Raw genomic sequence first — 25,981 nt, forward strand, 5'->3', positions numbered from 1 at the left:
GAACTCAGCAGTGAAACGATGCATCGCCGATGGTAGTGTGGGGTTTCCCCATGTGAGAGTAGGTCATCGTCAAGATTGAATTCCGAAACCCCCGTCTGCTAGCGCAGACGGGGGTTTTGTCGTTATGGCCTGCGCAAAATCTTCCGCAGCAGCGGCCCCGCGCAATGGCTGACACCCCATAGGCCCCGGACGCAGCCTTCGGCAGCTGCTACGGGGTACACGGCACCTGTAGCTGCGGCCGCAGGCCGCGTCATGGACCACGCGCAATGGCTGACACCCCATAGGCCCCGGACGCAGCCTTCGGCAGCTGCTACGGGGTACGCGGCACCTGTAGCTGCGGCCGCAGGCCGCGTCATGGACCACGCGCAATGGCTGACACCCCATAGGCCCCGGACGCAGCCTTCGGCAGCTGCTACGCGGTACACGGCATCTGTAGCAGCGGCCGCAGGCCGCGTCATGGCCCCCGCGCAATGGCTGACACCCCATAGGCCCCGGACGCAGCCTTCGGCAGCTGCTACGGGGTACACGGCACCTGTAGCAGCGGCCGTAGGCCGCGTCATGGACCACGCGCAATGGCTGACATCCCAGAGGCCCCGGACGCAGCCTTCGACACCTGTAGTAGCCGCCCCATCCCTTACCCAAACGCCAGGCAAAAAAAAGGGCCCGCGGGACAAGCCCGGGGCCCTCAAAAGGTGAGAGGTGTCTAGTCCCTCGACCTGGTGAGCGGTGTAGCAGCGCGTGGTGGTGAAGGTCAGGCCTTCAGCGGCACCAGGCGTGGAGCAATCATGTTTTCTGGGCGCAGGATGTCTTCCAGGCTGGCTTCGTCCAGCAGGCCTTCCTCACGCACCAGTTCCAGTACGCCGCGGCCGGTTTCCAGCGCGATGCGGGCGATACGGGTGGCGTTCTCGTAGCCGATGTACGGGTTCAGCGCGGTGACCAGGCCGATCGAGTGCTCGACCAGTTCGCGGCAGCGCTTTTCGTTGGCAGTGATGCCGACGATGCAGTGCTCGCGCAGCATGTCCATGGCGCGTTGCAGCAGGCGGATCGAGTCGAAGATCTTGTAGGCGATCAGCGGCTCCATCACGTTCAACTGCAGCTGGCCACCTTCGGCAGCGATGGTCAGGGCCAGGTCGTTGCCCATGATTTCGAAGGCACACATGTTCACGGCCTCCGGGATCACCGGGTTGACCTTGCCTGGCATGATCGAGCTGCCTGGCTGACGCGCTGGCAAGTTGATCTCGTTGATGCCAGTGCGCGGGCCGCTGGACAGCAGGCGCAGGTCGTTGCAGATCTTCGACAGCTTCACCGCGGTGCGCTTGAGCATGCCGGAGAACAGCACGAAGGCACCCATGTCGGAGGTGGCTTCGATCAGGTCGGCAGCCGGTACCAGCGGCTGGCCGCTGATGGTGGCCAGGCGCGATACGGCCAGGGCCTGGTAGCGCGGGTCGGCGTTGATGCCGGTGCCGATGGCGGTACCGCCCAGGTTGACTTCGGTCAGCAGCTCCGGCGCCAGGCTGCGCAGACGGTTGAGGTCTTCGGTCAGCGTGGTGGCGAACGCGTGGAATTCCTGGCCCAGGGTCATCGGTACCGCGTCCTGCAGCTGGGTACGGCCCATCTTCAGTACGTGGGAGAACTCCTGGCCCTTGGCCGAGAAGGCCTGGATCAGGCTGTCGAGGCTGGCCAGCAAGGCGTCGTGACCCAGCAGCAGGCCCAGGCGGATCGCGGTGGGGTAGGCGTCGTTGGTCGACTGCGCCATGTTCACGTCGTTGTTGGGGTGCAGGTACTTGTACTCGCCCTTGCTGTGGCCCATGGCCTCCAGCGCGATGTTGGCGATGACTTCGTTGGCATTCATGTTGGTCGAAGTGCCAGCGCCGCCTTGAATCATGTCCACCACGAACTGCTCGTGGAAGTCACCGCGGATCAGGCGAGCACAGGCTTCGCTGATGGCGGCGTGCTTGGCATCGCTGAGGTGGCCCAGCTCGCGGTTGGCGTCGGCAGCGGCCTGTTTGACCATGGCCAGGCCCACGACCAGCTTGGGGTAGTGCGAGATCGGAACGCCCGAGAGGCGGAAGTTGGTAACCGCTCGCAGGGTCTGGATGCCGTAGTACGCTTCAGCGGGGACTTCGAGAACGCCAAGCAGGTCTTTTTCGATGCGCGGTGATGCAGCGGAGGACATGATAGAGATAATCTCAATGTGGACCCGGCATGTGCCGGAACGCTGCCAATGCTAGGCTTGTGACCAATCGTCGGCCAATGCTGTTAGACACTGCCCTATGCATAAACGGCATAATAGGTCGTGTGACGCATCAGTCGTCCAGAACGTAAGGCGCCCCGGAGGTCGCTGATGAATCTTGAGAGTAAATGGCTGGAGGACTTCAGTGCCCTGGCCGCCACCCGCAGCTTTTCCCAGGCTGCGGAGCGCCGTTTTGTCACGCAGCCCGCGTTTAGCCGCAGAATCCGCAGCCTTGAGGCTGCCCTGGGGCTGCAATTGGTCAACCGCTCGCGCACGCCCATCGAGCTGACGGCGGCTGGCCAGCTGTTCCTGGTGACCGCGAGAACCGTGGTGGAACAATTGGGCGAAGTCTTGCGTCATTTGCATCACTTGGAGGGCGGGCAGGGCGAGGTCATGCAGGTGGCTGCCGCCCACTCCCTGGCCCTGGGCTTCTTCCCCAGTTGGATCGCGCAGCTGCGTAATGAAGGCCTGAACATCGCGACGCGGCTGGTGGCCACCAACGTCGGTGACGCCGTGCACGCTTTGCGCGAAGGTGGCTGCGACCTGATGCTGGCCTTCTATGACCCGGACGCCGCGTTACAGATGGACGCCGAGATTTTCCCGTCGTTGCACCTGGGGCACACCGAAATGATCCCGGTCTGCGCCGTGGGGCCGGATGGCAAGCCGCTGTACGACCTGGAACACGACATCAGTTTTCCTCTATTGGGTTACAGCGCCGGCGCCTTCCTGGGCCGCTCGGTGAACCTGCTGCTGCGCCAGCGCAACCTGCGCTACACCACGGTGTATGAGACCGCCATGGCCGATAGCCTCAAGAGCATGGCCCTGGAAGGCCTGGGCATTGCCTGGGTGCCGCACCTGAGCGCCAAGGCCGAGCTCAAGCGTGGCGAGCTGGTAGTGTGCGGCGGCCCGCAGTGGCACGTGCCACTGGAGATTCGCCTGTACCGCTGCGCACTGGTAAGGAAGGCCAATGTGCGCCTGCTGTGGCGCAAGCTGGAGGGTGGCGCGGCATCATCCACGTAGCAGCGGCCGCAAGGCCGCGTCACCGGCGCCTCGATGCCGCAGGGACGCAGCCTTCGGCAGCTGCTACGGGCTGACTTCAAAGTCAGTAAAACCGCGGTTTTCAGCGCTGATAGAAGGTCTATTTATCCGCGATCTTTGCGGTATACTGCGCGGCCTTCGGTCGGTTTTGCCGGCCATAATTCGCATAACAAGCCACGCCGGTTTTCCTGCGTGGCTTGTTGTTTTTTGACGCGCCTGCGGGCGCCCAAGAGAAGAGGCTCGACGATGAGTGCACTGGTTGGCGTGATCATGGGCTCCAAGTCCGATTGGTCCACCCTTAGCCACACCGCCGATATGCTGGACAAGCTCGGTATTCCGTACGAAGTCACCGTGGTCTCGGCCCACCGTACGCCCGATTTGCTGTTCCAGTATGCCGAGGAAGCGGAAGGCCGCGGAATCGAAGTGATCATCGCCGGTGCCGGTGGCGCTGCCCACCTGCCAGGCATGTGCGCGGCCAAGACCCACCTGCCGGTGCTGGGCGTACCGGTGCAGTCCTCCATGCTCTCGGGCGTCGATTCGCTGCTGTCCATCGTGCAGATGCCGGCCGGCGTCCCGGTCGCCACCCTGGCCATCGGCAAGGCCGGCGCGATCAACGCCGCGCTGCTGTCGGCCAGCATCCTGGGCGCCAAGCACCCGCAATTCCACGCCGTGCTCAAGCAATTCCGCACTGAACAGACAGATAGCGTGCTGGAAAATCCAGACCCGCGTCAGGCCTGAGGCTCTTTCATGAAGATCGGTGTTATCGGTGGCGGCCAGCTGGGCCGCATGTTGGCCCTGGCGGGTACGCCGCTGGGTATGAACTTCGCTTTCCTGGACCCGGCGCCGGACGCCTGCGCCGCGCCCCTGGGCGAGCACCTGCGTGCCGACTACGGCGACCAGGACCACCTGCGCCAGCTGGCTGACGAAGTCGACCTGGTGACCTTCGAGTTCGAAAGCGTGCCGGCCGAGACCGTGGCGTTCCTGTCGCAGTTCGTGCCGGTATACCCGAGCGCCAACGCCCTGCGCATCGCCCGCGACCGCTGGTTCGAAAAGAGCATGTTCAAGGACCTGGGCGTGCCTACGCCGACGTTCGCCGACATCCAGTCGCAAGCCGACCTTGACGCGGCCGTGGCCAGCATCGGCCTGCCTGCCGTGCTCAAGACCCGCACCCTGGGTTACGACGGCAAGGGCCAGAAAGTGCTGCGCAGCCAGGCTGACGTCGAAGGTACCTTCGCCGAGCTGGGCAGCGTGCCATGCCTGCTGGAAGGCTTCGTGCCGTTCACCGGCGAAGTGTCGCTGATTGCCGTGCGCGCCCGCGACGGCGAGACCCGCTTCTACCCGCTGGTGCACAACACCCACGACAGCGGCATCCTGCGCCTGTCCGTGGCCAGCACCGACCACCCGTTGCAGGCTTTGGCCGAAGACTATGCCGGGCGCGTGCTCAAGCACCTGGACTACGTCGGCGTGCTGGCCTTCGAGTTCTTCGAGGTGGACGGTGGCCTGAAGGCCAACGAGATCGCCCCGCGCGTGCACAACTCCGGGCACTGGACCATCGAGGGCGCCGAGTGCAGCCAGTTCGAGAACCACCTGCGCGCCGTGGCCGGCCTGCCGCTGGGCTCGACCGCCAAGGTCGGCGAAAGCGCCATGCTCAACTTCATCGGTGAAGTGCCGCCTGTGGATAAGGTCATCGCCATCGACGACTGCCACCTGCATCACTACGGCAAGGCCTTCAAGGCTGGCCGCAAGGTGGGCCACGCCACCCTGCGTAGCGCCGACATGGCCACCCTGCAGCAACAGATCAAGGCAGTCGAAGCCCTGATCGGCGCCTGACAGGGAACCATCCTCCCCGGTGAGCCCTCTGATTGCAGGAAGCCAAAGCGCAACTAGGCTTTGGCTAATGCAGTCAATCAGAGGGTTTCACATGGGCATTATCGGCACCATCTTCATCGGCCTCATCGTTGGCTTGCTGGCACGCTTCCTCAAGCCTGGCGACGACAGCATGGGCTGGATCATGACCATCCTGCTGGGCATTGGCGGCTCCCTGGTAGCCACCTATGGCGGCCAGGCGCTGGGCATCTACCAGGCGGGTCAGGCAGCGGGCTTCATCGGTGCGGTGATCGGCGCGATCGTCCTGCTGGTGATTTACGGCATGATCAAGAAAAACGACTGACAATCGCCCAATGGCCCTCTCCGCTGGCACCTGGAGAGGGCTAGAATGCCCGACTCATTTTGTGTCGAGGCCCTTCATGCGCCGTATTCTTCTTGCCACCTTGCTCGTCTTCAGCGGCCTTGTTCACGCCGCGGAAAAACTCCCGGAAACCGACTGGCTGTCGCTCATGCCCAAGTCGGACCAGAAGGCCCTGGAGGCCATGCCGGAGATCACCCACAACACCCCAGAGGGCGACGGCAACTTCACCCACAAGGGCGGCCTGAAGCAGAGCAAGGGCTTGCCGGCGGTGATGTATTCGACCAAGACCGTGCCCGAGATGGATGGCAAGAACATCCGCATCGGCGGCTACCCCGTGCCCCTGGAGACCGACGCCAAGGGCCGTGCCACGGCGTTCTTCCTGGTGCCATACCCGGGCGCCTGCATCCACGTGCCGCCACCGCCGCCGAACCAGATGATCCTGATTCGCTACCCCAAGGGGTTGAAGCTGGATGACATCTACACGCCGCTGTGGGCGATCGGCACGCTGAAAGTGGAGAAGGTCAGTAACGATATGGCCGACGCGGCCTACGCGATGGATGCATCAAAAGTGCGAGTAGTCGTAGAGTCCGACCTCTAACCCGTAGCAGCTGCCGCAGGCTGCGTCCCGGGCACCACGGTCGGGGCCGGACGCCGCCTGCGGCAGCTGCTACGGTAGAGGTGTTAGAGCTTTTCGCTGACCACGGTGACGCCCAGGGTGTGCTCGGCACCTGGCAGCAACACCACCACGTCATCCATCACGTTGGCGGTCTCGATGCACAGCATGCGCTGCCAGCCGTCGTCGGCCATGTCGTCGAGCTTCAGCGCGCGATCGATCCACGGGTTCCAGATGACCGCAGCGTTCGAGCCGCTGCTGGTCAGGCGCACGCGACGCTTCCAGACCGGGTCGACGATGGTCAGCTGCGCCGGCACCTGCTGGTAGATGCGGTCGGTTTCGCCGGCAAAGCGCAACTCGCTGGCCTGCTCGCGTACCTGCCAGTCTTCCAGGGTCTCGATGTACTTCAGGCCCGCCACGCCTTCCACATGCACGTCGCGCACGTCACTCACGGCGAAGTAGCTGTGCAGCGCCTGGCTGATGGTGACGGGCTCGTCGCCCAGGTTGGTGCTGGTCAGGCTGATGCCCAGGTGGTCGCCCAGCACGATGCTCAGCTTCAACGCCACCTTGTGCGGCCAGCCCGGCAGCTTGCCTTCGGCCTCGGGCAGGGTGAAGTCGATGCGCAGGTTGTCATCGGTGGCGCTGTCGATGCCGTGTAGCTGCCAGTCCATGGCCCGCACCAGGCCGTGGGTGGGCGCGGGCTCGGCCTTGTACATGGCCTGCACCGACTGCGGGTTGCGGGCGAAGATGCCGAACCACGGCCAGCACACCGGCACGCCGGCGCGCACGGGCGTGCCGTGCTTGAATACCGCCTTGTCGTTGAGCCATATCAGCGGCTGTTCGCCATCGCGTTGATAACTGAGGATCTGCGCGCCCTGTTGGGCGACCAGCAGTTCGGCACCGCTGTGGCTGATGCGCCAGCAGTTCAATTCATCCAGTTTGACCGACTCGACCTGGGGGGTAGACATGCGCAGTTCTCGCTTCCAATCCAATAGATATGCAGTTGACCCTGAAACAGCCGCCGAGTTTTCCGGCACTCAGCGCCGCGGCGGTACCGAACGGGTACGCCCGCTGCCGTCGATGGCCACGAACACGAATACTGCCTCGGTTACCTTGCGCCATTCGCTGGACAGCGGATCGTCGCTCCACACCTCGACCATCATCTGGATCGAGCTGCGGCCGATCTCCAGGGTCTGGGTATAGAAAGACAATTGCGCGCCCACTGCAACGGGTACCAGGAAGGCCATGCGGTCGATGGCCACGGTAGCCACGCGGCCACCGGCGACCTTGCTGGCCATGGCGGTGCCGGCCAGGTCCATCTGCGCGACCAGCCAGCCACCGAAGATATCGCCGAAACCGTTGGTTTCACGGGGCAATGCGGTGATCTGCAAGGCGAGATCGCCTTGTGGGATAGGATCTTCTTGTTCGAGTTCAATCATGCCTGGGGTGCCTCTGACCCAAAAACTCTCAATAGCGTTGGCGTAATACGATGACGCCTCATATAAAACGATTCAGCTTCATACTACGCTGCTTTCGCCGGTAGAGGCGCTCCAAGGGTAACTCTGCGAAATCGGCTACCGCATATAGCGACGTTTTCGCACAAATACCTTGTAACCAAACAGAAAATTCCTACAGACGCGCAGTATATAGCGCGATAACAGTAGCGACGACCGTCCAAGTCTCATTTGGCGCTGGAAAACCACGATCAATGTGCTTTTTCGAGCAATTTGCTATCGTGCCCCACCTGCCAGCCGCAAGCAGCCCTGGTGAGGGTTGCCGTAATGCCCATAAGAGAAGCCATAGACATGACCTCCGTGCCATCGAGTCACGCGCAACCGGCGCGCCCCTTGACCCGCAACGACTACAAGACCTTGTCGCTTTCCGCCCTGGGCGGTGCGCTGGAGTTCTACGATTTCATTATTTTCGTGTTCTTCGCCACCGTGGTGGGCAAATTATTCTTCCCCGCCGACATGCCCGAATGGCTACGCCTGATGCAGACCTTCGGCATTTTCGCCGCTGGCTACCTGGCACGCCCCCTGGGCGGCATTGTCATGGCGCACTTCGGTGACCTGCTGGGCCGCAAGAAGATGTTCACCCTGAGCATCTTCATGATGGCCGTGCCGACCCTGATCATGGGCCTGCTCCCTACCTACGCGCAGATCGGCCTGTGGGCGCCCATCCTGCTGCTGTTGATGCGCGTCATCCAGGGCGCGGCCATTGGCGGCGAAGTGCCCGGGGCCTGGGTGTTCGTTTCCGAACACGTGCCGGCGCGCCACGTGGGCTACGCCTGCGGCACCCTGACCTCGGGCCTGACGGCGGGTATCCTGCTCGGCTCCCTGGTGGCCACCCTGATCAACAGCCTCTACAGCGCTGCCGAAGTCTCGGACTACGCCTGGCGCATTCCGTTCCTGCTGGGCGGTGTATTCGGCCTGATGTCGGTGTACCTGCGCCGCTGGCTGCACGAAACCCCGGTGTTCGCCGAGCTGCAGCAGCGCAAGGCGCTGGCCGAGGAAATTCCCCTGCGCGCGGTGCTGCGCGACCACCGCGGCGCCATCGCCGTGTCGATGCTGCTGACCTGGCTGCTGTCGGCCGGCATCGTGGTGGTGATCCTGATGACCCCCACCGTGCTGCAGACCGTGTACGGGTTCTCGCCTTCGGTGGCGCTGCAGGCCAACAGCCTGGCCATCGTCTTCCTCAGCATCGGCTGCGTGTGCGCCGGCGCCCTGGCCGACCGCCTGGGCGCCGGCCGGGTGTTCGTGGGCGGCAGCCTGGCGCTGCTGGCCAGCTCCTGGGTGTTCTACCACAGCCTGCACGCGCACCCCGAGTGGCTGTTCCCGCTGTACGCGCTGACCGGCCTGTTCGTGGGCACCATCGGCGCCGTGCCCTACGTGATGGTCAAGGCGTTCCCGGCGGTGGTGCGTTTTACCGGCTTGTCGTTCTCCTACAACCTGGCGTACGCCATCTTCGGTGGCCTGACGCCGATGATCGTGACGCTGCTGCTGAAATCCGACCCCATGGGCCCGGCTTATTATGTTGCAGGGATTTGCATGATCGGCCTCTTCGTTGGCCTCTACCTCCTGGCAAAAAAACGCTGAACTTCCCGTAGCAGCGGCCCCTAGGCCGCGTCCCAGGCGCCGCGCAGGTGCAGGCTCGGCGCTGGGACGCTGGACGCGGCCTACGGGCCGCTGCTACGGGGTTGCGCCCTGCAACATGCGGTAATGGCCAGTCATCCGGCTGTCATAATCCGTACATAGAATGTTCATATGGGCTACCGATACTGCGCCCGACCCCATTCGAACAACCTATTTCCAGGACTCACCCCATGACAATCAAGCGTTTGATGGCCGCGATCAGCTTCGTCGCCGCGGGTGCCGTCACCGTCCAGGCCCATGCCGCCGTCGACCCTGCGATTCCTGCCTACGTGAAGACCACCGGCGTCTCGGGCAACCTGTCCAGCGTCGGCTCCGACACCCTGGCCAACCTCATGACCCTGTGGGCCGAGGCGTTCAAGAAGGAATACCCCAACCTGAACATCCAGATCCAGGCCGCCGGCTCGTCCACCGCGCCACCCGCGCTGACCGAGGGCACCGCCAACTTCGGCCCCATGAGCCGTCGCATGAAGGATGTTGAACTGCAGGCCTTCGAACAGAAGTACGGCTACAAGCCCACGGCTATTCCGGTTGCGGTGGATGCCCTGGCGGTGTTCGTGCACAAGGACAACCCCATCGAGCACCTGACCATGGAGCAGGTGGACGCGATTTTCTCCGCCACCCGCCTGTGCGGCGCCAAGGCCGACGTGAAAACCTGGGGTGACCTGGGCGTGGCCGGGGACCTGGCCACCAAGCCGGTGCAGCTGTTCGGCCGCAACTCGGTGTCAGGCACCTACGGTTACTTCAAGGAAGAGGCGCTGTGCAAGGGTGACTACAAGCCCAACGTCAACGAGCAGCCCGGCTCGGCCTCGGTGGTGCAGTCCATCAGCAGCTCGCTCAACGGCATCGGCTATTCGGGCATCGGCTACAAGACTGCCAGCGTGAAGACCGTGGCCCTGGCCAAGAAAGGCACCACCAACTTCGTCGAGGACACCGAGGAGAACGCCCTGAACGGCAAATACCCGCTGTCGCGCTTCCTGTTCCTGTACGTCAACAAGGCGCCGAACAAGCCCTTGCCGCCCATGGAAGCCGAATTCGTCAAGCTGGTGCTGTCACAATCCGGTCAGCAAGTCGTGGTAAAAGATGGTTACATCCCGTTACCAGCCAAGGTCGCTGCCAAAGCATTGGCAGATCTGGGGCTGAGTGAAGGCGCAAAGTAAGTAGAATGTCTGGCGGGCCCGTTCTAGAGGGCTCGCTTAACGATTCACCTGGTGTACTGCCCAGCCTGCCTGGGCGGTAGACCTTGTTGCGTCAATTCACTGTCATGTTTCTGTAATACGAGGCCGCTAGGGTGTGCGCATGAATGATCTGGCCAACTCTCCAATGACCCCGCGCAAACCCCCGGAGCGCATTGACTTCAACACCCCGGAGCTGGTGCGCAAGCGCAAGCTGCGGGCGCTCAAGGACCACCTTTCCCGCTGGTTTGTACTGGTGGGCGGCTTGGCCGTGCTCGCGGCCATCACCCTGATTTTCTTCTACCTCGCCTACGTGGTGCTGCCGCTGTTCAAGGGCGCCGAACTGACGGTGAAGGCGCCGATCGCCCCCGCCTGGATGCAGGACGCCGGCAAGCCGCTGATGATTGCCCTGGAAGAACAGAACCAGGTGGGCATGCGCGTTTCCGATCGCGGCCAGGCGCTGTTCTTCAGCACCCGCGACGGCAGCGAACTCAAGCGCGTGGACCTGCCGTTGCCGCCCGGCGTCACCGTGGCTTCCATCGGCGAAGACCAGCCCGGCAGCTCGCTGGTGATCCTGGGCCTGTCCAACGGCCAGTCGATGATCTTCCGTCACACCTACAAGGTGACGTACCCCGACGGCCACAAGACCATCACCCCGAACATCGAGTTTCCCTACGGCCCGACGCTGCTGACCCTGGACGACCAGGGCCGGGCCCTGGAGCACGTCAACCTCAGTGCCACCGACGACACCCTGATCGTCGCCGGTTCCACCGGCCCGCAGTTGCATGTGCTGTCGCTGACCAAGTCGGAGAACATGCTGACCGGCGACACCGAGACTACTCAAGCCACCATTGAACTCCCGCAGATGACCGAGCAGGTCAAGGCCATCTTCGTCGACCCGCGCCAGCAGTGGCTGTACGTGATCAATGGCCGTGCCCAGGCCGACGTGTTCAGCCTGCGCGACAAGAGCCTCAATGGCCGCTACAAGCTGTTGGAAGACGCCAACGCCGAAATCACCGCCAGCACCCAGCTGGTGGGCGGCATCTCGCTGATCGTCGGCACCTCCAAGGGCGGCCTGGCGCAGTGGTTCATGGCCCGCGACCCTGATGGCGAGCCGCGCCTCAAGCACATCCGCGACTTCCAGATGGGCAGCGCGCCTATCGTCGATATCACCGCCGAGCAGCGCCGCAAGGGCTTCATCGCCGTCAACGCGGTGGGCCAGCTGGGCGTGTTCCACAGCACCGCGCACCGCACCCTGCTGGTCCAGCAGGTGGCACAGGGCCCGGGCGTGCTGGCGCTGTCGCCGCGTGCCAACCGCATCATGGTCGAGGAGGGCGGGCGCCTGGTGCCCATGGTTCTGCTCAACCCGCACCCGGAGGTGTCCTGGAGCGCGCTGTGGGAAAAGGTCTGGTACGAAAACTATGACGAGCCCAAGTACGTCTGGCAGTCCACTGCCGCCACGTCGGACTTCGAGCCCAAGCTGAGCCTGTCGCCGCTGACCTTCGGCACCCTGAAGGCGGCGTTCTACGCCATGTTCCTGGCCGCGCCGCTGGCCGTCGCCGCCGCGATCTACACCGCCTATTTCATGGCCCCGGGCCTGCGCCGCAAGGTCAAGCCGGTGATCGAGCTGATGGAGGCCATGCCTACGGTGATCCTCGGCTTCTTCGCCGGGCTGTTCCTGGCGCCGTACCTGGAAGGGCACCTGCCGGGCATCTTCAGCCTGCTGATGCTCACGCCCATCGGTATCCTGGTGGCCGGTTTCGCCTGGAGCCGCCTGCCGGAGTCCATTCGCTTGCGGGTGCCCGATGGCTGGGAAAGCGCGATCCTGGTGCCGGTCATCCTGCTGGTGGGCTGGGGCTCGCTGGCCATGAGCCCGCACCTGGAAGCCTGGTTCTTCGGCGGCGACATGCGCCTGTGGATCAGCAACGACCTGGGCATTACCTATGACCAGCGCAACGCTCTGGTGGTGGGCCTGGCCATGGGCTTCGCGGTGATCCCCAACATCTACTCCATCGCCGAGGACGCCGTGTTCAGCGTGCCGCGCAGCCTCACCCTGGGCTCGCTGGCGCTGGGCGCCACGCCCTGGCAGACCCTGACGCGCGTGGTGTTGCTCACCGCCAGCCCCGGTATCTTCTCGGCGCTGATGATCGGCATGGGCCGCGCCGTGGGCGAGACCATGATCGTGCTGATGGCCACCGGCAACACGCCGGTGATGGAGATGAACCTGTTCGAGGGGATGCGCACCCTGGCCGCCAACGTGGCGGTGGAAATGCCCGAGTCGGAGGTGGGTAGCAGCCACTACCGCGTGCTGTTCCTGGCCGCATTGGTGCTGCTGATGTTCACCTTCGTGATGAATACCCTGGCCGAGCTGATTCGCCAGCGTCTTCGCAAGAAATACTCGTCGCTTTAGTAAAAAGGTAGCGATCCGTGAAAAAGGATTCTCTCAAGGGCTGGTTCAAGAGTGGCTCGCCCGGCGTCTGGCTCAGCGGTGGCGCGGTGTCCATCGCCGTGATCATGACCGTCGGCCTGCTCTCGGTGCTGGCCGTGCGCGGCCTGGGCCACTTCTGGCCGGCCGACCTGGTGCGCGCCAGCTACAACGTGCCCGGCCAGCCGCCCCAGTTGCTGATTGGCGAAGTGGTGCAGCGCGACGAAGTGCCCCGCGCGCAACTGGCCGGCGCCGGCCTGCCGGTGCCCAAGGAAGGCCCGGAGTTCATGACCCGCGAGCTGATCAAGGTCGGCAACCGCGACATCAACGGCGCTGACTTCATGTGGGTGGTGGGCGACTGGCTGCAGGACCAGAGCAAGCCGCCGGAGCTGGTGAGCGTCGAGCGCCGCGAGTGGGGCAACTTCATCGGCTACCTGCTGGACGTCAAGGAGAACGGCAAGGTGGTCGCCGAGGGCGACGCCGTGTTCAATGAGTTCTACCCGCGCCTGGACCGCGTGAAAGACCTGGCGCGCCAGCTCAACCGCCTGGAGAAGGGCGAGATCGGCTCCATCAATGCCCAGCTCGAGCGCATCCGCCTGCATGGCCGCAAGCTGGAGCTGGAGCACCGCCTGGACGCCACCGCCCAGGCCGACATGGACGCCGAGCGTGCCGCGCTCAAGGGCCAGTACCAGGACATCGAATCGCGCCTGGGTGACCTGCACCAGGCCATCGAGCGCGACAGCATCACCGTGCGCGACGTCAACGGCAAGGTCCTGGAAATCAGCATGGGCAAGGTGCTGCACGCCTACCAGCCGAACAACATGGGCCTGTTCAAGAAACTGTATTACTACGGCATGAAGGTCTGGGAGTTCCTGACCCAGGACCCGCGCGAGGCCAACACCGAAGGCGGCGTATTCCCGGCCATCTTCGGCACGGTGATGATGACCCTGATCATGGCCATGATCGTTACCCCGTTCGGCGTGCTGGCGGCAGTGTACCTGCGTGAGTATGCGCGCCAGGGGCCCATGACCCGGCTCATCCGCATTGCCGTGAACAACCTGGCCGGCGTACCGGCTATCGTTTACGGTGTGTTTGGCCTGGGCTTCTTCGTCTACGTGCTGGGTGGCTCCCTGGACCGCCTGTTCTTCCCCGAGGCACTGCCGGCGCCGACCTTCGGTACGCCCGGCCTGCTGTGGGCCTCGCTGACCCTGGCGCTGCTGGCCGTGCCGGTGGTCATCGTGGCCACTGAGGAAGGCCTGGCGCGCATTCCGTTGAGCCTGCGCGAAGGTTCGCTGGCGCTGGGCGCCACCAAGGCCGAGACGCTGTGGAAGATCGTGCTGCCCATGGCCAGCCCGGCGATGATGACCGGCATGATCCTGGCCGTGGCCCGCGCCGCAGGCGAAGTAGCCCCGCTGATGCTGGTGGGTGTGGTGAAGATGGCGCCGTCGCTGCCGTTGAACGGGGTGTACCCGTACCTGCACCTGGACCAGAAGATCATGCACCTGGGCTTCCATATTTACGACGTCGGCTTCCAGAGCCCCAACGTCGAGGCCGCACGCCCGCTGGTGTATGCCACGGCGTTGCTGCTGGTGCTGGTGATTGCCGCGCTGAACCTGTCGGCCGTCGCCCTTCGTAACCACTTGCGCGAGAAGTACAAGGCGCTGGACAACTGACCGTCCCCCTTGGCACTCGCCAGCCGCCCCCTCGATGCGAGGCGGGCGGCTCAACCAACGCACTGAACGCGTAGGGAGCCACCCATGCAGCAAGACCCCAACACCCCCGGTGGCATCAGCCTTTCCGCCATCGGCCGCAAGCGCCAGGGCCTGACCATGGCCAACGAGACGGTGGCCATCCAGGTGCCCGGCCTGAACCTGTTCTACGGCAACAAGCAGGCGCTGTTCGACGTCTCCCTGGACATTCCCAAGCAGCGCGTCACCGCCTTCATCGGCCCGTCGGGCTGCGGCAAGTCAACCTTGCTGCGCACCTTCAACCGCATGAATGACCTGGTGGACGGCTGCCGCGTGGAAGGTGAGATCAACCTCGACGGCCACAACATCTACCGCAAGGGCGAGGACGTGGCCGAGTTGCGCCGCCGCGTGGGCATGGTGTTCCAGAAGCCCAACCCATTCCCCAAGACCATCTACGAGAACGTGGTCTACGGCCTGCGCATCCAGGGCGTGAACAAGAAGCGCGTGCTCGACGAGGCGGTGGAGTGGGCGCTGAAGGCCTCGGCGCTGTGGGACGAGGTCAAGGACCGCCTGCACGAGTCGGCCCTGGGCCTGTCCGGCGGCCAGCAGCAGCGCCTGGTGATCGCCCGTACCATTGCGGTGGAGCCGCAGGTATTGTTGCTCGATGAGCCTTGTTCGGCACTTGATCCGATTTCAACGTTGAAAGTTGAGGAACTGATCTACGAACTGAAATCCAAATACACCATTGTGATCGTGACACACAACATGCAGCAGGCTGCCCGGGTGTCCGATTACACGGCGTTCATGTACATGGGCAAGCTGGTGGAGTTCGGCGACACCGACACTCTGTTCACCAACCCTGCGAAAAAACAGACCGAAGACTACATCACCGGTCGGTATGGCTAGAGGTAGCTGCAAGCTTGCAGTTTCACGCGGCAAGCAGAAGCGGTACTGCGTTTGTGTTCTGGATTACCACTTAACCACTTGTAGATTGCAGCTTTAAGTCTCAAAGCTGTCGCGGAGCGACCCATGATTGATAAAGATAGCCTTACCCACCACATCTCCCAGCAGTTCAACGCCGAGCTGGAAGAAGTCCGCAGCCACCTGCTGGCCATGGGCGGCCTGGTAGAGAAGCAGGTCAACGACGCGGTCACCGCGCTGATCGACGCCGACTCGGGCCTGGCCCAGCAAGTGCGTGACGTTGACGAGCAGATCAACCAGATGGAACGCAACATCGACGAGGAATGCCTGCGCATCCTCGCCCGTCGCCAGCCGGCCGCTTCCGACCTGCGCCTGATCATCAGCATCTCCAAGTCGGTGATCGACCTGGAGCGCATCGGCGACGAATCGACCAAGATCGCCCGTCGCGCCATCCAGCTGTGTGAGGAAGGCCAGTCGCCGCTGGGCTACGAGGAAGTGCGCCACATCGGCGACCAGGTGCGCCGCATGGTCCGCGAGGCGCTGGACGCCTTCGCCCGCTTCGACGCCGACCTGGCCCTGTCGGTGGCCCAGTACGACAAGACCATCGACCGCGAGTACAAGACCGCGCTGCGCGCGCTGGTCACCTACATGATGGAAGACCCGCGCTCCATCTCCCAAGTGCTGAACGTGATCTGGGCCCTGCGTTCGCTGGAGCGCATCGGCGACCACGCGCGCAACATCTCGGAGCTGGTGATCTACCTGGTGCGCGGCACCGACGTGCGTCACCTGGGCCTGGCGCGCATGCGCGAGGAAGTCCAGGGCCGTGCCGATCGCGCTAATGTTCCGGGTGTTTCGGACGATAAGTAAGACTGCCCGACTACAAATGCCCGGCCTAGCGCCGGGCATTTTCGTTTGCGGGCCGTGAAAAGAAATGGCACCCGTGAACAGAGAGTCCCGGCGTGACTCATTAGTTTTGGCAAATGGCCATCAGTCAGCGCTATGCTTGCCGGGTAATCTTAGGAGTGGTCAATGAGTAAGGTCAGTGTGCTGGTTGTGGATGATGCGCCCTTCATCCGTGACCTGGTGAAAAAGTGCTTGCGCAACTACTTCCCGGGCATGGTCATCGAAGACGCCGTGAACGGCCGCAAGGCCCAGGCGATGCTGATCAAGGACAATTTCGACCTGGTGCTGTGCGACTGGGAGATGCCGGAAATGTCGGGCCTGGAGCTGCTGACCTGGTGCCGCGAGCAGGATAACCTCAAGGCCATGCCGTTCATCATGGTGACCAGCCGCGGCGACAAGGAAAACGTGGTGCAGGCCATCCAGGCCGGCGTTTCCGACTTCATCGGCAAGCCCTTCACCAACGAACAGCTGCTGACCAAGGTGAAGAAAGCCCTGACCAAGATCGGCAAGCTGGAGGCGGTAATGGCCACGGGGCCGTCCCGCGCCGGTTCTGCTTTCGCCAATGACTCGCTCAGCGCCCTGACCGGCGGCAAGGCCGAAGTGGCGCGCCCGGTCGCGGCCGCTGCACCGGCAGCGGCCCCGCGTGGCGGCCTGCTCAACAACGCCCCGCGCCCTGGCGCAACCCCGGCGGCGCCGAGCGGCAACCGTGGCCAGGGCCAGCTGCGCCTGGCCAGCGGCACCCAGCAATGCGTGATCAAGGGCCTGAGCCTCAAGGAGGCGCTGCTGGTGGTGCGCCGTGGGGAAGTGCTGCCCCAGGTGCTGGAGAACGCCGTGCTCGACCTGGAGCAGGGCGACAACGCCGAAGTGGCACGCCTCAACGGTTACCTGCACGCCGTGGTCGCCCACGAGCCCAAGCCGGACAGCGAGTGGCTGCAGCTGACCTTCCGTTTCGTCGACCAGGACGCGCAGAAGCTCGACTACATCTCGCGCTTGATCGCCCGCGGCACCGCCCAGAAACACTTCGTCCCTGGCGCCTGACGCGGCCTGCCGGCCGCTGCTACACAACCCGTAGCAGCTGCCGAAGGCTGCGTCCAAGGCCCCACAGGGAGCAACTTCCTACACAACTTTGGGAATCGTTACGCTGCCCCTCCCAGGGCTTCGCGCGCATGCTTGCAGCTCCCTCACGGAGTGCCCCCCGACCATGCCCTGCGACCTTTGCCAGCCCTTGCACGACCCCCTCAACCCCGGTGACGAACTGGTCTGGCTTGACTACAACGTGTGGGTCACCGACGTGCCCGCCGGCCTGGCAAACATGGACCTCAAGGGCTACCGCCTGCTCAAGGACGCCCGCCTGGCCTGGCCCATCGACCATTTCGACGCCTGGGGCCAGCCCTGGGTAGCCTTGCAACGAGTGGATGGCAATGGCAGCGTGCGCTATGAACTGGTGCGCCTGGAACCCGGCACCTACCGTCCGGTCGCCTGCGACCCCGCTTACCCGGTCATCCGCCATGCGGCTTGCGCAAGGCGCAGGCACACCTGCTAATCTTGGCCGAGGCCCATATTGCAGAATGCCATCATGCAGCTTCGTACCTTTCTCCTCTGCGCGCTGGCGCTAAGCAGCGGCCACGCGGCAGCCACCACCATCTACAAGTACACCGACGCCTATGGCGTGACGTCCTACACGGACCGGCCCACCCGCAACGCCAAGGTGCTGGTGTTCGCCGACCGCATGACCGAGCGGCTGGACCAGCAGGTGCACCTGGACGTGCGCAAGCAGCTGGGCGTGACCACCTTCACCGCCCGCAACGAACTGTACGCACCCGTGGAAGTGGAGCTGCGCCTGGCCAACCTGGGCAACGTGCGCGCTGGCGCGCCGTCCTTGGTACGGCGGGTGCTGCCGGCACGCTCGACCATCGACCTGGCCACCCTGGTGGCGCAGAAGCCGGGGCAGGCGCTACGGTTTTCGCAGAAGTTTCGCTACTCACTGGGCAACCCTTCGACCGCCCCCATGGGCTACCGCTACCCCCTACCTTGGGTGGGTGGCCCCTTTCGCCTGACCCAGGGCCCCAACGGCACCTTCAGCCACTTCGGGCCCAAGAGCCGCTACGCCATGGACATCGCCATGCCCGTGGGTACGCCGATCATCGCCGCCCGGGGCGGCACGGTGGTGAAAGTGGAAAACGACCAGGGCAGCGGTGGCAACAACCCGTCCGGCAATTTCGTGCGGATACTGCACGATGACGGCACGATGGGTGTTTATCTGCACCTGATGCAAGGTTCGGTGAGTGTGCGCGAAGGCCAGCACGTGGCGGTGGGCACGCCGCTGGCGCGTTCGGGCAATACCGGCAACAGCACCGGGCCGCACCTGCACTTCGTGGTGCAGCGCAACGTGGGCCTGGGGCTGGAGTCCATACCCTTCCAGTTCAACCAACCGGTGGGTACGTTGCCCAACTTTGCGTTGGGCAATAAATAACCAGAAGGGGCTGATTACTCCAGGCGCAGCACTTTCGCCAGGACGATCTTGGGGCCTTTCATCTTCTTGATGATGATGCGCAGGCCTTCGACCTCCAGCACTTCTTCCTCTTCAGGCACGCGCTTGAGGCTGTCGTAGATCAGGCCGGCCAGGGTTTCCGCCTCGATGTGGTCCAGGTCCACGCCCAGCAGGCGTTCCACCTTGAACAGCGGCGTGTCGCCACGCACCAGCAGCTTGCCCGGCTGGTACGCCAGGATGCCGCGCTCGGCCTTGCGGTGTTCGTCCTGGATGTCGCCAACCAGTACTTCCAGCACGTCTTCCATGGTCAGGTAGCCAATCACCTTGCCGTCGGCTTCTTCCACCAGGGCGAAGTGCGCGCCGCCCTTGCGGAACTGCTCCAGCAGGCGCGACAGCGGCATGTGCCGGGACACGCGCTCCAGCGGGCGAATCAGCTCGGCCAGGTTGAACGACTCGGGAATATGGTCCAGGTCCGCCAGTTCCAGCAGCAGGTCCTTGATGTGCAGCAAGCCGACGAATTCGTTGCGCTGGGCGTCATACACCGGGTAGCGGCTGAACTTGTGGCGGCGGAACAGCGCGAGGATTTCCTTCAGCGGGGCGTTGAAGTCCAGGCTGACCATGTCCTCGCGGGAGTTGGCCCAGTCCACCACTTCCAGCTCGCCCATTTCCACGGCCGAGGCCAGCACGCGCATGCCCTGGTCGCTGGGGTCCTGGCCACGGCTGGAGTGCAGGATCAGTTTCAGCTCGTCGCGGCTGTAGTGGTGCTCGTGGTGCGGGCCAGGCTCGCCCTGGCCGGCGATGCGCAGGATGGCGTTGGCGCTGGCGTTGAGCAGGTAGATGGCCGGGTACATGGTCCAGTAGAACAGGTACAGCGGCACCGCCGTCCACATGGACAGCAACTCGGGCTTGCGGATGGCCCAGGACTTGGGTGCCAGCTCGCCCACCACGATGTGCAGGTAGGAGATGACGAAGAAGGCGCTGAAGAAGGAGATACCCTTGGCCACTTCCGGCGACTGTACGCCCACCGCTTCCAGCAGCGGCTCCAGCAGGTGCGCGAAGGCCGGTTCACCCACCCAGCCCAGGCCCAGGGAGGCCAGGGTGATACCCAGCTGGCAGGCGGAGAGGTAGGCATCGAGCTGGCTGTGCACGGTGCGCAGGATCTGCCCGCGCCAGCCGTTTTTCTCGGCGATGGATTCCACGCGGGTGGAGCGCAGCTTGACCATGGCGAACTCGGCGGCTACGAAAAAGCCGTTGAGCAACACCAGCAGCACAGCGAAAAGAATCATGCCGAAGTCGGCGAAGAGTGAAGCGAGGGTAAAGCCAGGGGAAGGGTCCATGATGGAGTTTTACGGGTTCCGTCTTCAGAAAAAGGGGGTGGCAGCGGTGCCTGAAATGCAGGCACAAGACTATCAATGTAGCGGCTGAAGGGGCGCTTGCCTAGAGGACCTTCAGGCCTTGCGCCTGCATCACCAGCTGCTGCGGGGCGAAAATGCAGGTGAAGGTGCTGCCCTGGCCCGGCGTGCTGCTGATCTCCAGGTGCCCGCGGTGGCGCAGCAGCACATGCTTGACGATGGCCAGGCCCAGGCCGGTGCCGCCGGTGGCCGACGCGCGGCTGGAGTCCACGCGGTAGAAGCGCTCGGTCAGCCGCGGCAGGTGCTTGGCGTCGATGCCGATGCCCGAATCCTGCACGCTCATGTAGGCCATCTTGCCGTCGCCCCACCAGCGGATATGGATGTTGCCCTCGGCGGGGGTGTACTTCACCGCGTTGAAGATCAGGTTGGAAAACGCGCTGCGCAGCTCCGACTCGCTGCCCTTGAGGCGGATGTTGTCGTCGGCTTCCAGGGTAATGCGCTGGTTGCGCTGCCCGGACAGCGCCTGGGCGTCGCTCTTGATCGACTGCAGCAGGGCGTAGACCGCCACCGGCTGGGTGTCGGAGGGGTAGTCGGTGGCCTCCAGCTTGGCCAGCAACAGCAGGTCGTTGAGCAGCGTTTGCATGCGCCCGCCCTGCTGCTGCATCTGTTGCAGGGCCCTGGCCCAGCGCGGGTTCACGTCCTCGACGTTGTCCAGCAGGGTTTCCAGGTAGCCGGCGATCACCGTCAGCGGCGTGCGCAGTTCGTGGGAGACGTTGGCGATGAAATCCTTGCGCATCTGCTCCAGCTGGTGGATACGGGTCACGTCGCGCACCAGCATCAGGTGCTCGTTGTTGCCGTAGCGGGTGATCAGCATCTGCACGCGCATGCGGTCATTGATGGGCGAGGGGATTTCCAGCGGCTCGGCGTAGTTCTCGGCCTCGAAATATTCCTTGAAGCGCGGGTGGCGCACCAGGTTGGTCACTGGCTGGCCGCCGTCCTGGGGCGTCTTGAGGCCCAGCAGGGTCTCGGCGGCGCGGTTCCACCACTCAAGGTTGCCTTCGCTGTCGAGCATGATCACCGCATCGCGCAGGGCCGCGGTGGATTCCTGCACGCGGTCGATCACCGCTTGCAGGCGCCCGCGCACGCGCTGGTCGCGGCGTTGCAGGTGGTAGATGCTGTCGAACACGTCGCCCCACAGGCCGTAGCCATCGGGTGGTGCCTCGTCGGGTTGGTGCTGGTTGAGCCAGCGGTGCAGGCGCAGCAGTTGCTTGAGGGTCCAGCCCAGGTACAGGGCCAGGCCCGTGGCCAGGCACCAGCCGTAATAACCGCTGACCAGCCCTGCCAACAGGCAAAGCGTGACCAATATCAGCATGTGCCTGATCAGGATGCTGTGCCAGTTCTGGTTCAATTAACGTCGCGTCCTTTCGAGTTATGGCCTGGCGAGGGGGCTTCAGCTCTTGGTGGAAAAGCGATAGCCGGTGCCGCGCACGGTTTGTACCAGATTCTCGTAGGCGATGCCGAGTGCCTTGCGCAGGCGGCGGATATGCACATCGACGGTACGCTCCTCGACATAGACGTTGCCGCCCCACACCTGGTCCAGCAGCTGGCCACGGGTGTAGGCGCGTTCCTGGTGGGTCATGAAGAACTGCAGCAGGCGGTATTCGGTGGGGCCCATCTCGGCCGGACGGCCATCGATGGTCACGCGGTGGCTGATGGGGTCCAGCAGCAGGCCGCCCACTTCGATCGGCGCCTCGCCGTCGCTGGGGCCGGCGCGGCGCAGCACGGCCTTGAGGCGCGCCACCAGCTCGCGGGGCGAGAACGGCTTGGTGATGTAGTCGTCGGCGCCCACTTCCAGGCCCTGGATCTTGTTGTCTTCCTCACCCTTGGCGGTGAGCATGATGATCGGGATGTCGCCGGTCAGCTCGTCACGCTTGAGGCGGCGGGCCAGCTCGATACCCGAGGTGCCGGGCAGCATCCAGTCGAGCAGGATCAGGTCAGGCTTGCGGTCGACGATGATGGCGTGGGCCTGCTGGGAGTTTTCTGCTTCGAGGCAGTCATAGCCAGCCATTTCCAACGCGACGGCGATCATTTCGCGAATGGGCGCTTCGTCGTCAACGATCAGAATGTTCCTGCCAACCATGCTCAAACCTCTTGTCATTGAAGTGTCTTGGGGCGCATTAGATAACGGAATTATTGCAGTCGTGTGACAGGTTGCCGCCAGCGTACCAAGTTCCGGACGCTGAGCTAAGCTGAAATTCCGTTACCACGAATAACAATGAGGTAGATCCAATGACACGACATACGCTGAACTGGATGGCCTTGGTCGGCGCCTTCGCCCTGGCCGCCCCTGCCCTGTCCCAAGCGGCAGAGCCTGCGATGGCCAAGGACGGCATGCTGGTGGACCACCACGGCATGACCCTCTACACCTACGACAAGGACGGTGACGGCAAATCCAACTGCAACGACAAGTGCGCCGAGAACTGGCCGCCGCTGATGGCCGAAAGCGGGGCCAAGGACGACGGCGACTGGACCGTGGTCAAGCGTGATGACGGCAAGATGCAATGGGCGTTCGGCGGCAAGCCGGTGTACACCTTCAAGATGGACAAGAAGGCCGGCGACAAGATGGGTGACGGCAAGATGGACGTCTGGCACGTAGTGCCCACCGACGCCGACGCCGATTGATAGCGAGTACCCGCGACCTGCGATCTGTGGGAGCGGGCTCTGCCCGCGAAAAGAACACCGCGTTGTGCCAGGCGACTTGCGGTGCCATCTTCGCGGGCAGAGCCCGCTCCCACGATAATTGAGTCGTTAGCGCAAGGCGTAGTCGGCGACGATGCCGACGAAAATCGCCAGGCCCGCCCAGTGGTTGTGCAGGAACGCCTTGAAGCATTTCATGCGCTCGCGGTCGCGGGTGCTGTGCCATTCCCAGGCAAAGCACGCCGCCGCCGCCAGCAGCCCCAGGTGGAACCAGCCGTCCAGGCCGAACTGGCCGCCGGCCAGCAGCAGGCACAGCAACGCCAGGCCCTGCAGCAGCACGATGATCAGCCGGTCGGCGTCGCCAAACAGAATAGCCGTGGACTTGACCCCGATGCGCAGGTCGTCGTCGCGGTCGGTCATGGCGTAATAGGTGTCATACCCCACCGTCCACAGCAGGTTGGCGATGTACAGCAGCCAGGCCGCAGCGGGCAGGTGCCCGGTCTCGGCGGTGAACGCCATGGGCATGCCCCAGGAGAACGCTGCGCCCAGCACCACCTGCGGGTAATAGGTGTAGCGCTTCATGAACGGGTAGGTGGCCGCCAGCAGCAGGCCGCCGAACGACAGGCCGATGGTGGTGGCGTTGGTGCACAGCACCAGGGCGAAGCTGATGCCCACCAGCACGGCGAAGAACACCAGCGCCTCGCGCGAGCTGATGCGCCCGCTGACCAGCGGCCGCTGCTCGGTGCGTTTCACGTGGCCGTCGACCTTGCGGTCGGCGAAGTCGTTGATCACGCAGCCGGCGCCGCGCATCAGCACCACGCCCAGCACGAAGATCACCAGGTTAGCGAGGGACGGCTTGCCTTCGCCGGCGATCCACAGCGCCCACAGCGTCGGCCACAGCAGCAGGTAAATGCCGATGGGCTTGTCCATGCGCGTCAGCTGGACGAAGTCCCAGGCGCGCGGGTGCACCCGGTTCAGGGATTTGAGCAGGCTCTGGAACATCAAGGGTTCTCCGCGTCGAGTTGAGCGGCCGGCCACAGTGCCGGCAGGAAGACTTCGGCCACCAGCACCTTCAGCGCGCCGCGGTCAAAGCGCGAGCGGCGCGCCCACAGCCCTTCGCAGGCCTGCTCGGCGGGCAGCCAGGGGGCGGGGTAGTGGCATACCTCGATGGGCTGGCGCTGGAACGCCGGCGTGGTGAACAGCAGTTCGCCCAGCGAGCGGCTGCCCAGGGCGTCCAGCGCCAGGCCGTCGGCTTCCAGGGCCTGGCGCCCGGCTACACTGCGGGCGAACACCCACGGCGTGCCATGGCCGCGCAGGTACACCTCGCGCACCCAGCCGCTGCTGCCATCGGCCAGGCCAAGGGCCTGACATTCATCGGCGCGCAGTACCTGCCATTGCTCGTGCAGGGGTGTGACACTGAAGTGGTCGTGGGACAGGCGGGTCAGGCGGCGGGTCAGCGAGCCCTGGTCGAACAACCAGTCGCGGGTGGTGGCATCGGCGCCTGATGGCGCCTGCGCCAGCCATGCCGGCGCAAAGGTGAATGCATCTGTCACGGTAAGCAGCTGTCTGCAAGCGAAGAAGCCGCCGAGCTTAGCATGCATTCACGCTTGCATCTGTGCACAACCCCCAGTACAAAACCGGCTGAGCCGGTCGGCAGCGCAACAAACATCGATCGACCGAGCCTTGAGCCTGAGCAATGAGGAAACCGGCAAATGAAAAAGTGGCAGTGCGTGGTATGCGGCCTGATCTACAACGAAGCGGACGGCTGGCCCGATGACGGCATCGCCCCTGGCACCCTGTGGCAGGACGTGCCGGAAGACTGGCTGTGCCCCGATTGTGGCGTGGGCAAAATGGATTTCGAGATGATCGAGATCGCTTGATCGATTCTTCCCTGCAAGGAGTACCTAAATGACAGCACCTGTGGTGATCGTGGGCACCGGCCTGGCCGGCTACAACCTGGCGCGGGAATTTCGCAAGCTGGACGGCGAGACGCCGCTGCTGTTGATCACCGCCGATGACGGTCGTTCGTACTCCAAGCCGATGCTCTCCACCGGCTTCGGCAAGAACAAGGACGCCGACGGCCTGAGCATGGCCGAGCCCGGCGCCATGGCTGACCAGCTCAAGGCCGAGATCCGCACGCACACGCGGGTCACCGGCATTGACCCGGGGCACAAGCAATTGTGGATCGGCGAGGAAGCCGTGCCGTATCGCGACCTGGTGCTGGCCTGGGGCGCGCAGACGGTCAGCGTGCCGGTCCAGGGCGATGGCGCCGACGCCGTGTACCCCATCAATGACCTGGAGGACTACGCGCGCTTTCGCGCCGCCGCCCAGGGCAAGAAGCACGTGCTTATATTGGGCGCTGGCCTGATTGGCTGCGAATTCGCCAACGACCTGATTGCTGGTGGTTTCGAGGTGCAACTGGTGGCACCGTGCGAACAGGTGATGCCGACCCTGCTGCACCCCGCGGCGGCTGCCGCCGTGCAGGCCGGGCTGGAAGGCCTGGGCGCGCGGTTCTACCTGGGCCCGGTGCTCAACCGCCTGGAGCGCGTGGGCGACGGCCTGCAAGCGCACCTGTCCGACGGCACCGTGCTGGGCTGCGACCTGGTGGTGTCGGCCATCGGCCTGCGCCCGCGGGTGGACCTGGCCGCCGCGGCCGGCCTGGAGGTGAACCGTGGCATCGTCGTCGACCGCGCGCTGAAGACCTCCCACGCCAACATCCATGCGCTGGGCGACTGCGCCGAGGTGGATGGCCTCAACCTGCTGTACGTGATGCCGCTGATGAGCTGCGCCCGTGCCCTGGCGCAGACCCTGGCCGGCAACCCCACGGCCGTCAGTTATGGCCCCATGCCCATCACCGTCAAGACCCCGGTCTGCCCGCTGGTGGTATCGCCTGTGCCACGGGGCCTGGAAGGCCAATGGCAGGTCGAAGGGCAGGGCGCCGACATCAAGGCGTTGTGCCGTGATGTGGCCGGCAACCTGCTGGGCTACGCCCTTACCGGGGCGGCGGTCGGGGAGAAACTGGCACTGAACCGGCAGCTCCCGTCGTTGCTGGCGTAAATAACGGTCTTTCTGTCGGATTAACCCGATTTTTGTCGCTACAAACCCCTG

Annotated in this window: 25 protein-coding genes and 1 rRNA gene; 18 read left to right on the forward strand and 8 right to left on the reverse strand. The window is 64.3% G+C overall.

Annotated elements, in window-relative coordinates; all coding sequences use genetic code 11:
* Positions 1 to 75 (forward strand): 5S ribosomal RNA (gene rrf, locus ACWKWX_RS15200); the annotation flags it as partial.
* 676 nt (positions 76 to 751) lie between these two features.
* On the opposite strand, the gene ACWKWX_RS15205 is transcribed toward rrf, so the two are convergent.
* A complete protein-coding gene (locus ACWKWX_RS15205) occupies positions 752 to 2,176 on the reverse strand; it encodes an aspartate ammonia-lyase (RefSeq protein ID WP_416421770.1) in 1,425 nt (474 codons plus the stop codon).
* Positions 2,177 to 2,344: 168 nt separating this feature from the next.
* On the opposite strand from ACWKWX_RS15205, the gene ACWKWX_RS15210 reads away from it, so the two are divergent.
* The 5 genes from ACWKWX_RS15210 (at position 2,345) to ACWKWX_RS15230 (ending at position 6,057) form a co-directional block, all read left to right on the forward strand.
* The gene (locus tag ACWKWX_RS15210; RefSeq protein WP_483828224.1) at positions 2,345 to 3,253 is read left to right on the forward strand and encodes a LysR substrate-binding domain-containing protein; all 909 of its coding nucleotides are present in this window, start codon (positions 2,345 to 2,347) and stop codon (positions 3,251 to 3,253) included.
* 264 nt (positions 3,254 to 3,517) lie between these two features.
* Complete coding sequence (gene purE / locus ACWKWX_RS15215; protein WP_416421773.1) at positions 3,518 to 4,009, forward strand: 5-(carboxyamino)imidazole ribonucleotide mutase; 492 nt, start codon at positions 3,518 to 3,520, stop codon at positions 4,007 to 4,009.
* A 9-nt stretch (positions 4,010 to 4,018) separates the two neighbouring features.
* Positions 4,019 to 5,101, forward strand: coding sequence for a 5-(carboxyamino)imidazole ribonucleotide synthase (locus ACWKWX_RS15220; RefSeq protein ID WP_027980846.1), 1,083 nt, complete (start codon positions 4,019 to 4,021; stop codon positions 5,099 to 5,101).
* Between the two features lie 91 nt (positions 5,102 to 5,192).
* Positions 5,193 to 5,441 (forward strand): GlsB/YeaQ/YmgE family stress response membrane protein, encoded by a 249-nt coding sequence (locus ACWKWX_RS15225; RefSeq protein ID WP_416427510.1) that lies wholly within the window; start codon positions 5,193 to 5,195, stop codon positions 5,439 to 5,441.
* 76 nt (positions 5,442 to 5,517) lie between these two features.
* Positions 5,518 to 6,057, forward strand: coding sequence for a DUF3299 domain-containing protein (locus tag ACWKWX_RS15230; RefSeq protein ID WP_416421774.1), 540 nt, complete (start codon positions 5,518 to 5,520; stop codon positions 6,055 to 6,057).
* An 83-nt stretch (positions 6,058 to 6,140) separates the two neighbouring features.
* Here ACWKWX_RS15230 and ACWKWX_RS15235 read toward each other — a convergent pair whose 3' ends face one another.
* Positions 6,141 to 7,040: a D-hexose-6-phosphate mutarotase gene (locus tag ACWKWX_RS15235; RefSeq protein ID WP_416421775.1), complete on the reverse strand. Its 900-nt coding sequence runs from the start codon at positions 7,038 to 7,040 to the stop codon at positions 6,141 to 6,143.
* Between the two features lie 69 nt (positions 7,041 to 7,109).
* A complete protein-coding gene (locus ACWKWX_RS15240) occupies positions 7,110 to 7,511 on the reverse strand; it encodes an acyl-CoA thioesterase (RefSeq protein WP_008366910.1) in 402 nt (133 codons plus the stop codon).
* Positions 7,512 to 7,877: 366 nt separating this feature from the next.
* On the opposite strand from ACWKWX_RS15240, the gene ACWKWX_RS15245 reads away from it, so the two are divergent.
* From ACWKWX_RS15245 to ACWKWX_RS15285, 9 genes are all read left to right on the forward strand, one after another.
* Complete coding sequence (locus ACWKWX_RS15245) at positions 7,878 to 9,167, forward strand: MFS transporter (RefSeq protein ID WP_416421776.1); 1,290 nt, start codon at positions 7,878 to 7,880, stop codon at positions 9,165 to 9,167.
* A 227-nt stretch (positions 9,168 to 9,394) separates the two neighbouring features.
* The gene (locus tag ACWKWX_RS15250; protein ID WP_483828225.1) at positions 9,395 to 10,381 is read left to right on the forward strand and encodes a phosphate ABC transporter substrate-binding protein PstS; all 987 of its coding nucleotides are present in this window, start codon (positions 9,395 to 9,397) and stop codon (positions 10,379 to 10,381) included.
* 391 nt (positions 10,382 to 10,772) lie between these two features.
* Positions 10,773 to 12,806 carry an ABC transporter permease subunit gene (locus ACWKWX_RS15255; protein WP_483828298.1) on the forward strand — a complete coding sequence of 678 codons (2,034 nt, stop codon included), beginning with the start codon at positions 10,773 to 10,775 and terminating at the stop codon, positions 12,804 to 12,806.
* A gap of 17 nt (positions 12,807 to 12,823) precedes the next feature.
* Complete coding sequence (pstA, locus tag ACWKWX_RS15260; protein WP_416421778.1) at positions 12,824 to 14,494, forward strand: phosphate ABC transporter permease PstA; 1,671 nt, start codon at positions 12,824 to 12,826, stop codon at positions 14,492 to 14,494.
* A gap of 84 nt (positions 14,495 to 14,578) precedes the next feature.
* On the forward strand, positions 14,579 to 15,415 hold the full coding sequence (gene pstB / locus ACWKWX_RS15265; RefSeq protein ID WP_483828226.1) for a phosphate ABC transporter ATP-binding protein PstB: 837 nt from the start codon (positions 14,579 to 14,581) through the stop codon (positions 15,413 to 15,415).
* Between the two features lie 123 nt (positions 15,416 to 15,538).
* A complete protein-coding gene (phoU, locus tag ACWKWX_RS15270) occupies positions 15,539 to 16,297 on the forward strand; it encodes a phosphate signaling complex protein PhoU (protein WP_416421780.1) in 759 nt (252 codons plus the stop codon).
* 162 nt (positions 16,298 to 16,459) lie between these two features.
* Positions 16,460 to 17,371 carry a response regulator gene (locus ACWKWX_RS15275; RefSeq protein ID WP_483828227.1) on the forward strand — a complete coding sequence of 304 codons (912 nt, stop codon included), beginning with the start codon at positions 16,460 to 16,462 and terminating at the stop codon, positions 17,369 to 17,371.
* Between the two features lie 163 nt (positions 17,372 to 17,534).
* Positions 17,535 to 17,876 (forward strand): hypothetical protein, encoded by a 342-nt coding sequence (locus tag ACWKWX_RS15280; RefSeq protein WP_483828228.1) that lies wholly within the window; start codon positions 17,535 to 17,537, stop codon positions 17,874 to 17,876.
* A gap of 33 nt (positions 17,877 to 17,909) precedes the next feature.
* Positions 17,910 to 18,806: a peptidoglycan DD-metalloendopeptidase family protein gene (locus ACWKWX_RS15285; RefSeq protein ID WP_416421783.1), complete on the forward strand. Its 897-nt coding sequence runs from the start codon at positions 17,910 to 17,912 to the stop codon at positions 18,804 to 18,806.
* A 14-nt stretch (positions 18,807 to 18,820) separates the two neighbouring features.
* Here ACWKWX_RS15285 and ACWKWX_RS15290 read toward each other — a convergent pair whose 3' ends face one another.
* From ACWKWX_RS15290 to phoB, 3 genes are all read right to left on the reverse strand, one after another.
* On the reverse strand, positions 18,821 to 20,161 hold the full coding sequence (locus ACWKWX_RS15290) for a hemolysin family protein (protein ID WP_416421784.1): 1,341 nt from the start codon (positions 20,159 to 20,161) through the stop codon (positions 18,821 to 18,823).
* A gap of 100 nt (positions 20,162 to 20,261) precedes the next feature.
* The gene (phoR, locus tag ACWKWX_RS15295) at positions 20,262 to 21,548 is read right to left on the reverse strand and encodes a phosphate regulon sensor histidine kinase PhoR (protein ID WP_483828299.1); all 1,287 of its coding nucleotides are present in this window, start codon (positions 21,546 to 21,548) and stop codon (positions 20,262 to 20,264) included.
* Between the two features lie 78 nt (positions 21,549 to 21,626).
* Complete coding sequence (gene phoB / locus ACWKWX_RS15300; RefSeq protein WP_008366891.1) at positions 21,627 to 22,316, reverse strand: phosphate regulon transcriptional regulator PhoB; 690 nt, start codon at positions 22,314 to 22,316, stop codon at positions 21,627 to 21,629.
* Positions 22,317 to 22,465: 149 nt separating this feature from the next.
* On the opposite strand from phoB, the gene ACWKWX_RS15305 reads away from it, so the two are divergent.
* Positions 22,466 to 22,858, forward strand: a complete 393-nt coding sequence (locus tag ACWKWX_RS15305; protein ID WP_416421785.1) for a COG4315 family predicted lipoprotein — start codon at positions 22,466 to 22,468, stop codon at positions 22,856 to 22,858.
* Positions 22,859 to 22,984: 126 nt separating this feature from the next.
* Here ACWKWX_RS15305 and ubiA read toward each other — a convergent pair whose 3' ends face one another.
* Both ubiA and ACWKWX_RS15315 read right to left on the reverse strand, forming a co-directional pair.
* Positions 22,985 to 23,875: a 4-hydroxybenzoate octaprenyltransferase gene (gene ubiA / locus ACWKWX_RS15310; protein WP_483828229.1), complete on the reverse strand. Its 891-nt coding sequence runs from the start codon at positions 23,873 to 23,875 to the stop codon at positions 22,985 to 22,987.
* Positions 23,875 to 24,474 (reverse strand): chorismate--pyruvate lyase family protein, encoded by a 600-nt coding sequence (locus ACWKWX_RS15315; protein ID WP_483828230.1) that lies wholly within the window; start codon positions 24,472 to 24,474, stop codon positions 23,875 to 23,877. The genes ubiA and ACWKWX_RS15315 overlap by 1 nt, the downstream gene beginning before the upstream one ends.
* Before the next feature lie 111 nt (positions 24,475 to 24,585).
* On the opposite strand from ACWKWX_RS15315, the gene ACWKWX_RS15320 reads away from it, so the two are divergent.
* Positions 24,586 to 24,753: a rubredoxin gene (locus ACWKWX_RS15320; RefSeq protein WP_027616797.1), complete on the forward strand. Its 168-nt coding sequence runs from the start codon at positions 24,586 to 24,588 to the stop codon at positions 24,751 to 24,753.
* Positions 24,754 to 24,781: 28 nt separating this feature from the next.
* A complete protein-coding gene (locus ACWKWX_RS15325) occupies positions 24,782 to 25,930 on the forward strand; it encodes an NAD(P)/FAD-dependent oxidoreductase (RefSeq protein WP_483828231.1) in 1,149 nt (382 codons plus the stop codon).
* Positions 25,931 to 25,981: the final 51 nt, after the last annotated feature.

The sequence above is a fragment of the Pseudomonas imperatae genome (genome assembly GCF_057128625.1).

Excerpts from the sequence above, each read along its gene's own strand:
- ACWKWX_RS15205 (WP_416421770.1), bottom strand. The coding sequence starts at position 2,176 with ATGTCCTCCGCTGCATCACCGCGCATCGAAAAAGACCTGCTTGGCGTT.
- ACWKWX_RS15210 (WP_483828224.1), top strand. The coding sequence starts at position 2,345 with ATGAATCTTGAGAGTAAATGGCTGGAGGACTTCAGTGCCCTGGCCGCC.
- purE (WP_416421773.1), top strand. The coding sequence starts at position 3,518 with ATGAGTGCACTGGTTGGCGTGATCATGGGCTCCAAGTCCGATTGGTCC.
- ACWKWX_RS15220 (WP_027980846.1), top strand. The coding sequence starts at position 4,019 with ATGAAGATCGGTGTTATCGGTGGCGGCCAGCTGGGCCGCATGTTGGCC.
- ACWKWX_RS15225 (WP_416427510.1), top strand. The coding sequence starts at position 5,193 with ATGGGCATTATCGGCACCATCTTCATCGGCCTCATCGTTGGCTTGCTG.
- ACWKWX_RS15230 (WP_416421774.1), top strand. The coding sequence starts at position 5,518 with ATGCGCCGTATTCTTCTTGCCACCTTGCTCGTCTTCAGCGGCCTTGTT.
- ACWKWX_RS15235 (WP_416421775.1), bottom strand. The coding sequence starts at position 7,040 with ATGTCTACCCCCCAGGTCGAGTCGGTCAAACTGGATGAATTGAACTGC.
- ACWKWX_RS15240 (WP_008366910.1), bottom strand. The coding sequence starts at position 7,511 with ATGATTGAACTCGAACAAGAAGATCCTATCCCACAAGGCGATCTCGCC.
- ACWKWX_RS15245 (WP_416421776.1), top strand. The coding sequence starts at position 7,878 with ATGACCTCCGTGCCATCGAGTCACGCGCAACCGGCGCGCCCCTTGACC.
- ACWKWX_RS15250 (WP_483828225.1), top strand. The coding sequence starts at position 9,395 with ATGACAATCAAGCGTTTGATGGCCGCGATCAGCTTCGTCGCCGCGGGT.
- ACWKWX_RS15255 (WP_483828298.1), top strand. The coding sequence starts at position 10,773 with ATGCAGGACGCCGGCAAGCCGCTGATGATTGCCCTGGAAGAACAGAAC.
- pstB (WP_483828226.1), top strand. The coding sequence starts at position 14,579 with ATGCAGCAAGACCCCAACACCCCCGGTGGCATCAGCCTTTCCGCCATC.
- phoU (WP_416421780.1), top strand. The coding sequence starts at position 15,539 with ATGATTGATAAAGATAGCCTTACCCACCACATCTCCCAGCAGTTCAAC.
- ACWKWX_RS15275 (WP_483828227.1), top strand. The coding sequence starts at position 16,460 with ATGAGTAAGGTCAGTGTGCTGGTTGTGGATGATGCGCCCTTCATCCGT.
- ACWKWX_RS15280 (WP_483828228.1), top strand. The coding sequence starts at position 17,535 with ATGCCCTGCGACCTTTGCCAGCCCTTGCACGACCCCCTCAACCCCGGT.
- ACWKWX_RS15285 (WP_416421783.1), top strand. The coding sequence starts at position 17,910 with ATGCAGCTTCGTACCTTTCTCCTCTGCGCGCTGGCGCTAAGCAGCGGC.
- ACWKWX_RS15290 (WP_416421784.1), bottom strand. The coding sequence starts at position 20,161 with ATGGACCCTTCCCCTGGCTTTACCCTCGCTTCACTCTTCGCCGACTTC.
- phoR (WP_483828299.1), bottom strand. The coding sequence starts at position 21,548 with ATGCTGATATTGGTCACGCTTTGCCTGTTGGCAGGGCTGGTCAGCGGT.
- phoB (WP_008366891.1), bottom strand. The coding sequence starts at position 22,316 with ATGGTTGGCAGGAACATTCTGATCGTTGACGACGAAGCGCCCATTCGC.
- ACWKWX_RS15305 (WP_416421785.1), top strand. The coding sequence starts at position 22,466 with ATGACACGACATACGCTGAACTGGATGGCCTTGGTCGGCGCCTTCGCC.
- ubiA (WP_483828229.1), bottom strand. The coding sequence starts at position 23,875 with ATGTTCCAGAGCCTGCTCAAATCCCTGAACCGGGTGCACCCGCGCGCC.
- ACWKWX_RS15315 (WP_483828230.1), bottom strand. The coding sequence starts at position 24,474 with ATGCATGCTAAGCTCGGCGGCTTCTTCGCTTGCAGACAGCTGCTTACC.
- ACWKWX_RS15320 (WP_027616797.1), top strand. The coding sequence starts at position 24,586 with ATGAAAAAGTGGCAGTGCGTGGTATGCGGCCTGATCTACAACGAAGCG.
- ACWKWX_RS15325 (WP_483828231.1), top strand. The coding sequence starts at position 24,782 with ATGACAGCACCTGTGGTGATCGTGGGCACCGGCCTGGCCGGCTACAAC.